This window comes from Alicycliphilus denitrificans, from assembly GCF_044792555.1.
In the GTDB taxonomy this organism is placed as follows: Bacteria; Pseudomonadota; Gammaproteobacteria; order Burkholderiales; family Burkholderiaceae_C; genus Alicycliphilus; species Alicycliphilus denitrificans_A.
Window position 1 is genome coordinate 1,514,866 of the sequence record NZ_CP126238.1, and the last position, 13,369, is coordinate 1,528,234.

The 13,369-nt window shown below is 68.7% G+C and carries 9 protein-coding genes; 7 read left to right on the forward strand and 2 right to left on the reverse strand.

Going from position 1 to position 13,369, the window contains the following annotated elements:
- Window positions 1-24 precede the first annotated feature (24 nt).
- The 5 genes from P7644_RS07270 (at window position 25) to P7644_RS07290 (ending at window position 8,477) form a co-directional block, all read left to right on the forward strand.
- Window positions 25-1,248 carry an NnrS family protein gene (locus P7644_RS07270; protein WP_404302492.1) on the forward strand — a complete coding sequence of 408 codons (1,224 nt, stop codon included), beginning with the start codon at window positions 25-27 and terminating at the stop codon, window positions 1,246-1,248.
- Window positions 1,249-1,541: 293 nt separating this feature from the next.
- The gene (locus P7644_RS07275; RefSeq protein ID WP_404302494.1) at window positions 1,542-3,521 is read left to right on the forward strand and encodes a TonB-dependent receptor plug domain-containing protein; all 1,980 of its coding nucleotides are present in this window, start codon (window positions 1,542-1,544) and stop codon (window positions 3,519-3,521) included.
- Between the two features lie 51 nt (window positions 3,522-3,572).
- Entirely contained in the window at window positions 3,573-7,595 is a 4,023-nt protein-coding gene (cobN, locus tag P7644_RS07280) for a cobaltochelatase subunit CobN (protein WP_404302496.1), read from the forward strand.
- Window positions 7,596-7,605: 10 nt separating this feature from the next.
- Window positions 7,606-8,151, forward strand: coding sequence for a MotA/TolQ/ExbB proton channel family protein (locus P7644_RS07285; protein ID WP_404302498.1), 546 nt, complete (start codon window positions 7,606-7,608; stop codon window positions 8,149-8,151).
- Window positions 8,148-8,477: a DUF2149 domain-containing protein gene (locus tag P7644_RS07290; RefSeq protein ID WP_404302500.1), complete on the forward strand. Its 330-nt coding sequence runs from the start codon at window positions 8,148-8,150 to the stop codon at window positions 8,475-8,477. The genes P7644_RS07285 and P7644_RS07290 overlap by 4 nt, the downstream gene beginning before the upstream one ends.
- 39 nt (window positions 8,478-8,516) lie before the next feature.
- Here the strand turns inward: P7644_RS07290 and P7644_RS07295 are convergent, their stop codons facing one another.
- Window positions 8,517-10,097, reverse strand: coding sequence for an alkaline phosphatase D family protein (locus P7644_RS07295; protein ID WP_404302502.1), 1,581 nt, complete (start codon window positions 10,095-10,097; stop codon window positions 8,517-8,519).
- A 10-nt stretch (window positions 10,098-10,107) separates the two neighbouring features.
- Complete coding sequence (locus tag P7644_RS07300; RefSeq protein WP_404302504.1) at window positions 10,108-11,646, reverse strand: diguanylate cyclase; 1,539 nt, start codon at window positions 11,644-11,646, stop codon at window positions 10,108-10,110.
- A gap of 164 nt (window positions 11,647-11,810) precedes the next feature.
- Here P7644_RS07300 and surE point away from each other — a divergent pair, with 164 nt between their 5' ends.
- Both surE and P7644_RS07310 read left to right on the forward strand, forming a co-directional pair.
- Complete coding sequence (gene surE / locus P7644_RS07305; RefSeq protein WP_404302506.1) at window positions 11,811-12,593, forward strand: 5'/3'-nucleotidase SurE; 783 nt, start codon at window positions 11,811-11,813, stop codon at window positions 12,591-12,593.
- Entirely contained in the window at window positions 12,593-13,366 is a 774-nt protein-coding gene (locus P7644_RS07310) for a protein-L-isoaspartate(D-aspartate) O-methyltransferase (RefSeq protein ID WP_404302507.1), read from the forward strand. The genes surE and P7644_RS07310 overlap by 1 nt, the downstream gene beginning before the upstream one ends.
- Window positions 13,367-13,369: the final 3 nt, after the last annotated feature.

The following is a 13,369-nucleotide window of genomic DNA, read 5'->3' on the forward strand; positions in this document are numbered from 1 at the left end:
AGCGCTGATGGCTATTGTTTTGATATGAATGGCTCCCGAAACCCCTTGCGCCGCGCGCATCCGGTCTGGATGTGCGGCATGCGCCCGTTCTTTCTGCTGGCCATGGTCTCGGCCCTGGGGCTGCTGGGCCTGTGGGGTCTGGCGCTGGGCGCCGGCCTGCCGCCGCCGCAGGTCGAAGGCGGGCCTGTCGTCTGGCATGTGCATGAGCTGGTGTTCGGCTTTGCCATGGCCGGCGTGGCCGGCTTTGCGCTGACGGCGCTGCCCGAGTTCACGGGCGCGGCGGGCGCCTCGCGCGCCCAGCTGCGGGCGCTGGCACTGCTGTGGCTCATGGCGCGCGCGGGCTTCTGGGCCTCGGGCTGGGGCGGCGCCGCTGCGCTGTGGCTGGCGGGCGCGGCCCAGGTGGCGCTGCCGCTGGCGGTGCTGGCGGTGCTGGCACCGGCGCTGGCCACGCCCGCGGGCCGCAGGCACTGGTCGTTCGGCTGGGCGCTGCTGGCGTTGGCGGGCATGGCGCTGGGCTTTTATGCCGACGCGCTGCGCGGCGCGGCCGGCCTGCGCTGGCTGCACGCCACGCTGGGCGTGCTGATGCTGCTGATCGTGGTGGCCGCCAGCCGCATCTCGATGCGCATGGTCAACCGCGCCATAGAGCAGGTCACGCCGGGTGCGCCGCCCTACCTGGCGCGGCCGCCCAAGCGCCACCTGGCGGCGCTGTGCATCACGCTGGCCACGCTGGTGCAGTTTGCCCGGCCGGGCAGTGCGCTGGCCGGCTGGCTGGCGCTTTCGGCCGCTGCCGCCATGTTCCATCTGATGAGCGACTGGCATGTGGGTCCGGCGCTGTGGCGCAGACGCTTTCCGCTGCTGCTATACGCCATGTACGCGTGCATGGCGCTGGGCTTCGGGGCGCTGGGGCTGGCGCACCTGGGCGCGCTGCCGGGCGCCGGCGCGGGCTGGCACCTGCTGGGCGCGGGCGCCGTGGGCATGGGTGTGTTCGTCGTCATCGCCATCGCCGGGCGTGCCCATGCCGGCCTGCCGCCCGACGCCGGGCCCTGGATACCGCTGGGCGGCGCGCTGGTTCTGGCGGCCACGGGGCTGCGCGCGGTGACGGCTCTGCTGGGCTGGGGCGGGGGCGCACTGGCGGCTTCGGCCGCCCTGTGGTGCCTGGCCTATGGCGTGCTGCTGTGGCGCGTGGGCCCGGGGCTGTGGCGCCGGCGCACGGACGGGCGCGATGGCTGTGACGGCCCCGCACCGTAGCCCACGCGGGGTTGCGCCGCCGCCACACGGTCCAGCTTGCGTTGATGAATCTGTTTTTTTCCTTTTTTGCATGGTAGAGTCTTATCAATACGAATAACAATGATTCGTATTTTGATAAATTTCATTCCGTGCATGCATTGCGCATGCCGCGTGCCGGCGGCTCTTGAATACAGGAGCTTTCGATCGGCAGCCACCGGGATGGCGCCTTCCAACCGTTACCCACCCTTCCGCTCAGCCCCACGCGCGTCTTTGCATGCCAGCGTCCAGCCATCGCGGTTTTCGCCAGGACGTTCATGCTTCTTACCTCACCCCGTACCTTGCCCGGGCTCTGCCGCCCACATCCTCTTGCCGCCGCTGCCGCGGCCCTGTGCCTGACCGGCGCCGCCCATGCGCAGCAGGCCGGGGCAGCGCAAACCGTGGCGCTGGCGCCCGGCCAGCACCTGCCCGCCGTCACCGTGACGGCCACCATGACCGAGCAGGACGCGCGCACCGCGCCGGCCAGCGTCACCGTCATCACCGCCGAGGAGCTGGCCGAACGCAATGCCTCGGACCTGCTGGACGCCGTGCGCGGTGCCCCCGGCATCACGCTCACCGGGCGCCAGGTGGGCGGGCGCAAGACGCTGGCGCTGCGCGGCCTGGAAGGTAAGCACACGCTGACGTTGATCGATGGGCGGCGCATCAGCGCCAGCGACGACGTGATCGGCCACTCCGATTACCAGTATGGCTGGCTGCCGATCTCGGCCATCGAGCGCATCGAGGTCATCCGCGGCCCGATGTCGGCGCTGTACGGCTCCGAGGCCCTGGGCGGGGTGATCAACATCATCAGCAAGAAGCCCAGGGATCGCTGGAGCGGCTCGGTGGGCGTGTCGGGCGCCACGGGCCTTGCCAGCGACGCGGCCAGCGAGGGCGGCACCTCGGTGTACGCCGCCGGCCCGCTGGGCGAGCGCGCGCGCCTGTCGGTGAATGCCGAGTACGCGCAGCGCAATGCCACGCCCGATGTGGATGACCGGCGCTACAGCGAGATCGAAGGCCGCAAGCCGCGCAACCTGGGCCTGAACGCTGAGTTCGACCTGACGGCCCGGCAGCGCCTGCAGGCCGGCATCAGCGATGGCAAGGAGCTGCGCCTGTACGACGACGTGAACAGCGCCGGCCGCACCTATCGCAACCGCTACGACCTGGACCGGCGCCAGACCCATGTGGGCTGGACCGGCGATTTTGGCGACACAAAAGCCCAGCTGCGCGCCTATCGCAGCGAGATGAGCGTGGTCAACACCCGCACCAATGGTGTGGCGCCGACGCGGCCGCAGGACATGCGGGACGATGTGGTGGACGGCCATGTCACGCTGCGCCGTGGCGGCCACCAGATCGCGCTGGGCGGCGAGTGGCGGAGCGAAGAGCTGGTCAACGCCGGCCTCAAGGGCGGACGTGACGATGTGACGCACAAGGCGCTGTTCGTGCAGGACGAGTTCGCGCTGGGCGCCAACCTGATGGCTACGCTGGGCCTGCGTGCCGACCATCACGGCATCTTCGGCTCCGAGCTGAGCCCGCGCGCCTATCTGGTGTGGGAGGCCAGCCCCCGGCTCGTCGTCAAGGGCGGCTACGGCCATGCGTTCAAGGCGCCCACGCTCAAGCAGATCTCGCCCAACTACGTGGGCGCCGAGGGGCCGCACAGCTTTTTGGGCAATGCCAACATCCAGCCCGAGACCTCGAACTCGCTGGAGATCGGCGCCGACTGGCAGGCCGCCCCCGGCTGGTCGCTGCGCGCCACGGCGTTCCATACCGAGGTCAAGCAGCTCATCACCTACCGCCTGCAGCAGCAGATCGGCGTCAGGCGCATCTACCAGTACGACAACGTGGACGCCGCGCGCATCCAGGGGCTGGAGGCGGGCTTTACCTGGGCCATCACGCCGCAGCTGGCCTGGAGCACCGATGCCACGCTGCTGCACACACGCGACAAGACCACGGGCCAGCGCCTGAACGACCGGCCCAGGGCCAGCGTGGCCTCCCACCTGGCCTGGCGCGCGGTCGGCTGGGATGCGCGCCTGGGCCTGCAGCACACCGGCGGCCAGGACAGCTCGGGTTACCGGCTGCCGGCCTACACGCTGTGGAACGCCAGCCTGGGCCGCGCCTGGAAGCTGAACGCCACGCAGAGCCTTCAATTTCGCGCCGGCCTGGAGAACCTGGGCAATGCGCGCCTGGCCGAGAAGTCGCCCAACTTTGGCTATGCCGAGCAGGGGCGTCGCGTGTTCCTGTCTGCCCGCCTGGACTTTTAACTATAAAAATAGTAGCTACTAGCGCTTATCCATAAAGCGTAGGAGGCCAATTTGACTATAAATCACAAGCTACGCTGGTTGCTGTGCGCCGCGCTGCTGCTGCTGGCCGGTGCGGCGCGCGCCGCGTCGGTGCTGTTCATCGCCACGGGCAATGTGCCCCAGGGCAAGTTCCACCAGCTCGCCGAGATCGCGCGCCCGCACGGCCTGACCGTCGAGGTGCGCTACCTGAACAGCCTGCCGGCCGATGTGGACGCCGGCCTGTGGCGCGGGTGGGATGCGGTGTTCTTCGACAGCTACCTGCAGGACGAGGTGCGCAGCCGCCTGGTGCGCGCGCTGCCTGCGCTCAAGGCGCCCAACGCCTGGCTGTACGACGCCAAGCCCGCCTGGGGCGGCGGATTGAGCGAGGCCGTGGCGCGCCGCCTCATTCATTACTACGCCAGCGGCGGGCGGCAGAACTACGAGGGCTTCTTCGCCACGCTGGCGGCGCAGCTCGCCGGCGGCAAGCCCCTGGTGGCGGCGCCCGACCCGGTGGTCTTCCCCAAGACCGGCGTGTACCACCCGCGCTGGTCCGGCCTGGTGACGGCGGACGTACACGCCTTCCTGCGCAGCCAGGGCGTGGATCTGGCGGCACCCGCGCGCAAGCCCGTGGTCGCCATCGCGCTACACCAGCAGTACATAGGCGCCATGCAGACGGCCTTCATCGACGACATGGTCGCGCGCATTGAGGCCGGGGGCGCCGTGGCACTGCCGTTCTACACGCCCATGATGGGCGAGGGCGGCTTTCCCAGGGTGCTGCAGCCCGCAGGCCCGGGCACGCCGGTGCTGGCCGATGTGCTCATCAACACCCAGATCACGCTCAATGCCGACGAGCGCCGTGCGGAGTTCGAGCGCATGGGCATCCCGGTCATCCAGGCCATGACTTACCGCCGCGGCGACGAGGCCGACTGGGCCGCCAACCCGCAGGGCGTGGCCACCATGGACGTGCCCTTCTACCTGGCGCAGGCCGAATACGCGGGCATCACCGACATCCAGGTCGCCTCCGCCACGCGCAAGGGCGATGAGCAGATCATGCCCATCGCCCCCCAGGCCGCCGCCGTCGCCGCCAAGGCGCTGAACCTGGTGAAGCTGCAGCGCAAGCCCCATGCCGACAAGCAGGTGGCGGTGATGTTCTGGAACTACCCGGCGGGCGAGAAAAACCTGAGCGCCTCGTTCCTGAACGTGCCGCGCAGCCTGCAAGGCACGCTGGCCGCCATGGCGGCCGCGGGCTACCGCACCGAGGTGCCCGACGAGACGCACCTGATCACCCTGCTGCAGCGCCTGCTGGCCCCGGCCTACCGCGGTGGCGAGCTGGCGCCGCTGCTGCAGGACGGGCTGGCCGCGCTGCTGCCGGTGCAGGACTACCGCGCGTGGCTCTCCGGCCTGCCGCAGCCCACGCAGGACGCGCTGCGCAGCGCCTGGGGCGCGCCCGAGAAATCCCATTGGGTGATCCGCCGCGGCGGGCAGGACTTCTTCGTCATCCCGCGCCTGCAGCTGGGCCGGGTCACCCTGCTGCCGCAGCCCGGGCGCAGCGGCATGGCCCCGGGCAGCCAGGACGCGCGCGCCAAGGAAAAGGAGATCTACCACTCCACCACCAACCTGCCGCCGCACCACTATCTGGCCACCTATCTGTGGACGCGCCAGCACAACGACGCGCTGGTGCACTACGGCACGCACGGCACGCAGGAATGGCTGCCGGGCAAGGAGCGCGGCCTGTCGGTGCATGACGCGCCGCTGCTGGCGCTCGGCGACATCCCCGTGGCCTACCCCTACATCGCCGACAACATCGGCGAGGCCACCCAGGCCAAGCGCCGCGGGCGGGCAACCATAGTCAGCCACCAGACGCCGCCGTTTGCCCCCGGCGGCCTGCACGATGCGCTGACCCAGATGCACGACCTGCTGCACCAATGGCAGGCGCAGGACGAGGGCGCCGTGCGCGAGCGCATGGCCGCCGACCTATTGGCCGCCGCCAGGAAGGAGCGCCTGATCGCCGACATGGGCTGGACCGAGGCCAAGGCGCGTGAGCGCTTTGCCGACTTCGTGCAGGAGCTGCACAACCACCTGCACGAACTGGCGCAAACCGCCCAGCCCCAGGGCCTGCACACCCTGGGCCGCGCGCCCGAGGAACTGCACCGCCTGGGCACCGTGCTGCTGATGCTGGGGAAAAACTTCTGGGAGGCCGCGGCGCAGCATGCCGGCGTGCCCGCGGCTGACATCGACGAGGCCCTGGTCGGCCCCTGGGACAAACTGGAGAAAACCGCACCCTATCAGTTGCTGCAGCGCCATGTGGTCGCCGGCGAAGGCCTGGATGGCCTGCCCGCCAATCTGCAAAAGGCGTTGCGGGACGCGCGCCAGGCCTATGACAACCTGGGCGCGCAGGGCGAGCTTGCGGGCCTGCTGGCCGTGCTGGACGGGCGCTACCTGCCCACCTCCTACGGCGGCGACCCGATCAAGAACCCCGACGCCTACCCTACGGGCCGCAACCTCTACGGTTTCGACCCCTCGCGCGTGCCCACCAAGCAGGCCTGGGAGGCGGGCAAGCAGGCGGCCGAGAACCTGCTGGCAGAACACCAGAGGCTGCACGGCAGGCTGCCGAAAAAGCTCACCTTCAGCCTGTGGTCGGTGGAGACCATGCGCCACTTCGGCCTGCTCGAAGCCCAGGCCCTGTGGCTGCTGGGGGTGGAGCCCGTGTGGGACGGCGGCGGGCGCGTCACCGGCGTGAAGCTGGTTGAGCGCGGGCAGCTGGGCCGTGCGCGCGTGGACGTGGTGCTGTCGGCCACCGGCCTGTACCGCGACCATTTTCCCAACGTCATGAAGCAGCTGGCCCAGGCCGTGCTGCTGGCGGCGCGCGCCAGGGAGGCGGACAACCCCGTCGCCGCCAACGCCCAGCGCATTGCGCAAAAAATGATGGACGCCGGCGCCGACGCCCAGGCCGCCGAGCTGGCCGGCGCCACGCGCATCTTTGCGTCCGAGAGCGGGCGCTACGGCACGGGACTCGATGATGCGGCCCTGGCCACCGACACCTGGAAGGGCAAGGCCGAGGGCGACCGCAAGCTGGCCCGGCTGTACCTGGACAAGATGCAGTTTGCCTACGGCCCGGACGAGTCGCAGTGGGGCCGGGCCGGCGTAGGCGGCGTGGGTGACGGCAAAGGCGGCAAGGCCGTCAACCTGTATGCCGAGCACCTGAGCGGCACCGAGGGCGCCGTGCTCTCGCGCAGCTCCAACCTCTACGGCATGCTGACCACCGACGACCCCTTCCAGTACCTGGGCGGCATCGCGCTGGCCGTGCGGCATCTGGACGGCAAGGCGCCCGAGCTGTACATCAGCAACCTGCGCGGATCCGGAGCTGGCCGGGTGGAGGGCGCGGCGCAGTTCCTGGCCAAGGAGCTGGCCACGCGCCAGTTCCACCCCGGCTACATCCAGGGCCTGATGAAGGAGGGCTACGCCGGCACGCTGCAGGTGCTGGACGCCACCAACAACTTCTGGGGCTGGACGGCCACCGCGCGCGAGATCGTGCGCGACGACCAGTGGCAGGAAATGGTGGATGTCTACGTGCGCGACAAGCACCAGCTGGGCCTGCAAAAATGGTTCGAATCCAAGAACCCCCACGCCCTGGCACAGACCATGGAACGCATGCTGGAGGCAGCGCGCCAGGGCTACTGGCAGGCCGACGCCGCCACCGTGCGCGAGTTGAAAGAGCGCTGGCGCGACCTGTCGCGGCGCTTTGACGTGCACACCGACAACGCGCGCTTTGCCGCGTTCGTGGCCGATGGCGCGCCCAATGCCGCCCAGGCCGGCTACGGCCTGCAGGCGCCCATGCCTGCGGCCGATGCGCAACAGGCCCAGCCAGAAGCGCAGGCCGAACCCCAGCCCACGGCACCGCCCGTGGTCACCGGCATGCGCCTGGCCAAGGTCGACCCCCCGCAGGCGCCGCCCCTGAGCCCTGCCACGGCGCTGTTCGCGCTGGCCCTGGCGGGCATCAGCGGCGCAGGTGCGCTGGCGCAGCGCCGCAGCAACGGTTTTTCACTCTCCAACTAACCAAGACACCATGACCGTCAATCCCATCGAATCGGCGATGTATTCCGCCAGCCAGCTGTTTCTCACGCCCGTGCTGGTGCTCATCGCCCTGCTTTTCGTGCATGCCTTCTACGCCCTGGGCGCCTTTCTCTGGCAGGCCTGGCAGCGCCACAGCGGCCAGGCCGGGGGCTTTGAGCTGGCGGCGGCCCTGGCGCGCAACCCGCGGCTCACGCTGACCGAGCTCGAAGCCCTGGCCACGAAGCGCATGGAGTTTGCGCGCATCGCCACGCGCATCGCGCCCATGCTGGGCCTGGTGGCCACCATGATCCCCATGGGGCCGGCGCTGATGGCGCTGTCCGACGGCCAGATGGCGGACGTGTCGCGCAACCTCACGGTGGCCTTCTCGGCGGTGATCCTGGCGCTGTTGGCAGCATCCATCAGCTACACCGTGGTCAACGTGCGCCGGCGCTGGTACGCCGTGGACCTGGCGGCCATCGAGCACGATGCACCGGCCGTCGAAGTGAGCCCACGCGGCCATGACCCCGTGGCCGTCATGGCCGTGGAGGGGGCCCTATGAGCCGCCTGCGCCTGATGGAAGACCTGGAGGCGGACGACCCCATCCTCTCGGTCGTGAACCTTATCGACGTGTTCCTGGTCATCATTGCCGCCCTGCTGCTGGCCGTGGCCAACAGCGCGGTCAACCCGTTCGGCAACGAGTCGGTGACCGTGATCAAGAACCCGGGCAAGGAGAATATGGAAATCATCGTCAAGGACGGCCAGAAGCTCGATCGCTACAAGGCCAGCGGCGAGATCGGCGAGGGCCAGGGTGCCAAGGCCGGCGTGGCCTACCGGCTCAAGGACGGCTCCATGGTCTACGTGCCCGAGGCGGGCGGGGGAGGCTGACGGGCGCCTGGGCGCGGGCGCCGGCACCGGGCTTGGGTGCTATGCCGGCTGGGGGCCTGGGTGGCCGTCTTGCACCACGAAACGGGCCAGGGTGTACGCGTCGCTGCCCGCGTCGAGCGGATCGCGGATGGCGCGCAGCTGGGTCGTCCACTGCGTGGGCGTGATGTCGCACAGGCCATAGCCGCGCTCCTCGCTGCGCGCCAGCAGCACATGGGGGTTGCTGCGGCGAATGGCGTCTGCCTTGTCCTGCGTGGTGCCGGCGCGCGAGCTGATCGAGGTGCCGCAGAATTCGCTCGCCAGAATGCGGGCTGCGCCGTCATTGGGAGGCGCCATCACGTTGCAGACATAGTTCTGGTGGATGTCCCCGCCCAGTACGACGGTGTTGCGCGGCGGCCGCTCGGCCAGTCTGCTGAGCAGGCGCTCGCGTGCGGCGGGGTAGCCGTCCCAGCTGTCGGCAGACTGCTGGCCCGATGGGTAGTGGCGCGGCGAGAGCAGGGTCTGCTGCGCCAGCACGCTCCAGCGGGTGGATTGCATGTGCGCATCCTGCTCCAGACCGGCCTGCAGCCAGTCTTCCTGCTGCCGGCCCAGGAAGCTGCGCTGGGGGGCTGCAAGCTCCGGGCAGGTCGCCGGACGCACCGCACCGGCCGATCTGCTGCCTGGCACGCGGCACGCCTGCAGGTCGCGGTATTGGCGTGTGTCCAGCACATGCAGCCTGGCCAGCCGTCCCCAGGCCAGGCGCCGGTAGATCTGCAGGCCCTGGAAGGCGGAAGGCTCCAAGGCCGCTGCGCGCAGCGGCATGTGCTCATAAAAGGCCTGCCAGGCGGCCGTGCGCAGGAGTAGCCACTCGGCGGCGTCACCAAGACCGTGGCTGCCGGCATAGTCGTTCTGCACCTCGTGGTCGTCCCAGGTCACCACCCAGGGGGCGCAGGCGTGGGCCGCCTGCAGGTCGGGATCGCTCTTGTAGAGGGCGTAGCGCTCTCGGTAGTCGGCGAGCCTGCGTGGCAGGTGCAGGCCGTGCACGCGCGCCAGCCCGCTCTGGTCCTTGGGCGTGGGATTCTCGTAGATGTAGTCGCCCAGGAACAGCACCAGGTCGGGCTGGTCGGCACAGGCATGGCGCCAGGCGGCGTAGAAGCCGTTTTCCCAGCGCTGGCATGACGCATAGACCAGGCGCAGCCGCTGCTCCAGCGTATCTGGTGCGGGAGCCGTGCGCGTGCGGCCGGTGGCGCTGGCCACGTTGTCCAGCATGAAGCGGTAGTGGTACCAGCGGGCGGGCTGCAGGCCTCTCACCTCGACGTGCACGCTGTGCGCCAGCTCGGGCAGAGCGGTGGCGGTGCCGCGCTGCACGATACGGCGAAACTGTGCATCGTCGGCGATCTCCCAGCGTACGGTGAGCGGGCCGGCCCAGGGCGCACCGGCGTCGGCCAGGTTTTCCGGCAGCAGGCGGGTCCAGAGCACCACGCCTTCGGCCAAGGGCTCGCCGCTGGCCACGCCCAGGCCGAACGGGTTGTGCCGCAGGCGCTGCTGGCACCAAGCCCAGCGCGGCAACTGCGTGGCCATGGCGGCCGAGGCTGCCTGACGGAGCAGCCTGCGCCGGTCGGTGGCGACCATGGGCATTGGCATGACCCCGTGTCTATGCGGCCAGCACGCGGTTTTTGCCGCTGCGCTTGGCCAGGTACATGCCCTGGTCGGCGCGGCGTATGGCGTCGGCATAGCCGTTGTCGCCCTCTACCTGCGCCACGCCGGCGCTGAAGGTGATGAGCACACGCTCCTGTTCCTGGAGAAAGTATCTCTTGGTCAGCTCACGTTGCAGGCGCTCCATGGCTTTCACGCCCTCGGCCAGCGCGGTGTCGGGCAGGATGAGTACGAACTCTTCGCCGCCGTGGCGTGCCAGCTGGTCCTGTGGCCGCATGACTTCGCGCGTGACCTGCACCAGATGCTTGAGTGCCTCATCGCCCGCGTCGTGGCCCAGGCGGTCGTTGATGGACTTGAAGTTGTCCACGTCCAGCAGGGCTACGCACAGGGGCGTGTCCTGGCGGCGTGCGCGCGCAATTTCGCGCTCCATGGCTTCATCCAGTCCCTTGCGGTTCAGGGTGCCGGTCAACGGGTCGTGGCGCGCCTGGGTGCTGGCGTGGTCCAGGTCGCGGCGCAACTGCTCGATCTCGGCATGCGTGGCCTCGGCGCGTTCGCGCAGGTCCTGCAGCTCGGCGCGGGCCATGCGGCTGCTCAGTGCCATGGCGCGGGTGGAGGCAATGACTTCTTCCAGCAGCGGCATGATGTCCTGCAGCTGGGTTGCCTGGCCTATGCGCGCGGCGCAGTCCTCCATCTTTTCGTTGTAGTTGCTGCTGGATTCGTCCATCTGCGCCAGGCCCTCGATGAAGGTGGCCAGCAGTTCGCGCATCTGGGTCTGTGCCTGGGCGGATCGCTCCTTGGCCTCGGACTGCTTGAAGATCACGTCCCTGAGCCGCTGCTGCACGTCGTCGAGCCGGCGCAGCGTGAGCGGCGGCGTGGAGGCGGCCAGCAGGGCCTCGGCCTGGCCATGCAACCATGGCTCGTCCATGCTCAGGGCGGAAATGTTCTCGAATATGAGGCGCAGCAATCCGAGCAGACCCTGTCGTATGGCGGCCTGATCTTCGGCTGCAAAGGACAGCCGGTAGCTGTAGTTGCCCAGCATTTGCTCCGTCAGGGGTACCGGGGGATTGGGTTCGCGCAGGAACAGGCTCAGCTGTTTCGCCTGCTCGTGCACGCGGGCATCGTCTTCGCTCAGGGCTGGTAGCGTGTTCTCCACCAGGCGCGCCAGATTCTGGGCAAGTATGGGGGGCAGATGGGTGATGCTGATGCTGGTAGCTTGCGGCGCCGCAGCCGGCGACAGCCCTAGGTTGGCATAGCCCACGAACACATTTTGCAACATGGGCCAATCCTGCTGCTCGATGGCTTTTTCCAGCAGCTTGAGCTGGCGCTGCTGCCCTGGGGTCTGGCAGGGTATGACGCGCATGATCTGGCGCAACTGCGTGGCCGGAAACAGTGGAGCAGACCGGATGCCGGCCACCTCTTCGTAGAGGGCCTGGTAATTTTCCGGAGAGGGAGGCAGTCGGCGCGCGGCCAGCAGCTTGAGGGTTTCACGCGCGATATCGGAAGGGGACTGGGCGGAAGGGGGTTTGGCAGAGTCCATCTGCAGTATCGGCGGGAAGATGCAAGGCTACGAAGTGTGACAGAGCAGGGCGGACTTGAATAGCCACAGCACTCATATTCTGTGCTGGCGCATCGATCCGGGAGCGGCAATAGGGGTGCATCGCCTCCCCCTCCTACAATGCGTTGCACTCAGTCATCCTGACCATGAAGATCCTGATTTCCAATGATGATGGCTACCAGGCGCCGGGCATTGTGGCGCTGCATGACGCCCTCAAGGCCATTGCCGACGTCGAGGTGGTGGCCCCCGAGCACAATAACAGCGCCAAGTCCAACGCCCTGACGCTGCACGCGCCACTTTATGTGCACCGCGCGGGCAATGGTTTTCGCTATGTGAATGGCACGCCGGCCGATTGTGTGCATATCGCGCTGACGGGGTTGCTGGGCTACCGGCCGGATCTTGTGGTCTCGGGCATCAACAACGGCGCCAACATGGGAGATGACACCATCTACTCGGGCACCGTGGGGGCGGCCATGGAGGGCTATCTGTTCGGTATTCCGTCGATTGCCTTCTCCCAGGTGGATAAGGGCTGGGGTGAGATCGATTCCGCGGCGCGCAAGGCGCGCGAGATCGTGGAGCAGATGCTGCGGCAAAGACTGGTCGGGGAGGCGCCGTGGTTGCTGAACATCAATATTCCGAATATGCCGTTCGATGCGCTGCGCCCTTTGCGCCTGTGCCGCCTGGGCCGGCGCCATGCGGCCGAGCGCGTCATAGAGCAGCAAAGTCCGCGCGGCGAGATGATGTATTGGATAGGCGGCGCTGGAGCGGCGAAGGACGCGGCCGAGGGCACGGATTTCCATGCCACTGCCCATGGTCACGTATCCATGACGCCGCTCAAGGTGGACTTGACCGACCATGACGGTCTGGGCTACTGGGCGCAAACCGCTGCACGTCTGGCGTCAGTTGTCGCTCCGGCAGGGAACCCGTGATGCAGCGCCGCCCCGGATTTCCCGCACGTATTGGCCGGCCGCAGGGCCCTGGGGCCGGCGCCGCGGTTGCGTCACCTAGCGTATTACGTGCGGCGCAACCGCCCACGCCGCAGGGCGTGGGCCTGGATTCGGCGGCGGTGCGCGGGCGCATGGTGCAGCGGCTGGCGGCCTCCGGTGTCACGGCCGCGCCTGTGCTGCAGGCCATGGGGGAGGTGGAGCGGCACCGCTTTGTCGATACCGCCCTGGTCAACCAGGCTTACGAGGACACCAGCCTGCCTATAGGACTGGGCCAGACCATCTCCAAGCCCAGCGTCGTGGCGCGCATGACCGAGTTGCTGCTGGGTGCGGATTGCGCGCGTGCGCATGGCCTTGGCCGGGTGTTGGAAATTGGCACCGGTTGCGGCTATCAGGCAGCCGTGCTGGCTCGGCTGGCGCGCGAGGTGTACACCATAGAACGCTTGCGCGCGTTGCACGAAAAGGCGCGTGACAACCTGCGCCCGATGCGCCTGGCCAATGTCCACCTGATTTTGGGCGACGGCATGCAAGGCTATGCCTCTGGCGCTCCCTATGCGGGCATCATTTCCGCCGCAGGCGGCAGCAGCCTTCCCGCGCAATGGGGTGAGCAGCTGGCTGTGGGCGGGCGCCTGGTCGCACCCATGGCGGGCCCTGATGGGCGCCAACTGTTGCTGGTTGTGGACAAAACTTCGCAGGGCTTGAAACAGAGTGTTCTCGAAGCCGTGCATTTCGTGCCCCTAAAATCAGGGGTTGCCTGAAGG

Bases quoted from the DNA above. Each gene is read 5' to 3' on its own strand.
- P7644_RS07310 (WP_404302507.1), top strand. From the start codon at position 12,593: ATGCAGCGCCGCCCCGGATTTCCCGCACGTATTGGCCGGCCGCAGGGC.
- P7644_RS07300 (WP_404302504.1), bottom strand. From the start codon at position 11,646: ATGGACTCTGCCAAACCCCCTTCCGCCCAGTCCCCTTCCGATATCGCG.
- surE (WP_404302506.1), top strand. From the start codon at position 11,811: ATGAAGATCCTGATTTCCAATGATGATGGCTACCAGGCGCCGGGCATT.
- P7644_RS07290 (WP_404302500.1), top strand. From the start codon at position 8,148: ATGAGCCGCCTGCGCCTGATGGAAGACCTGGAGGCGGACGACCCCATC.
- P7644_RS07270 (WP_404302492.1), top strand. From the start codon at position 25: ATGAATGGCTCCCGAAACCCCTTGCGCCGCGCGCATCCGGTCTGGATG.
- P7644_RS07295 (WP_404302502.1), bottom strand. From the start codon at position 10,097: ATGCCAATGCCCATGGTCGCCACCGACCGGCGCAGGCTGCTCCGTCAG.
- P7644_RS07285 (WP_404302498.1), top strand. From the start codon at position 7,606: ATGACCGTCAATCCCATCGAATCGGCGATGTATTCCGCCAGCCAGCTG.
- P7644_RS07275 (WP_404302494.1), top strand. From the start codon at position 1,542: ATGCTTCTTACCTCACCCCGTACCTTGCCCGGGCTCTGCCGCCCACAT.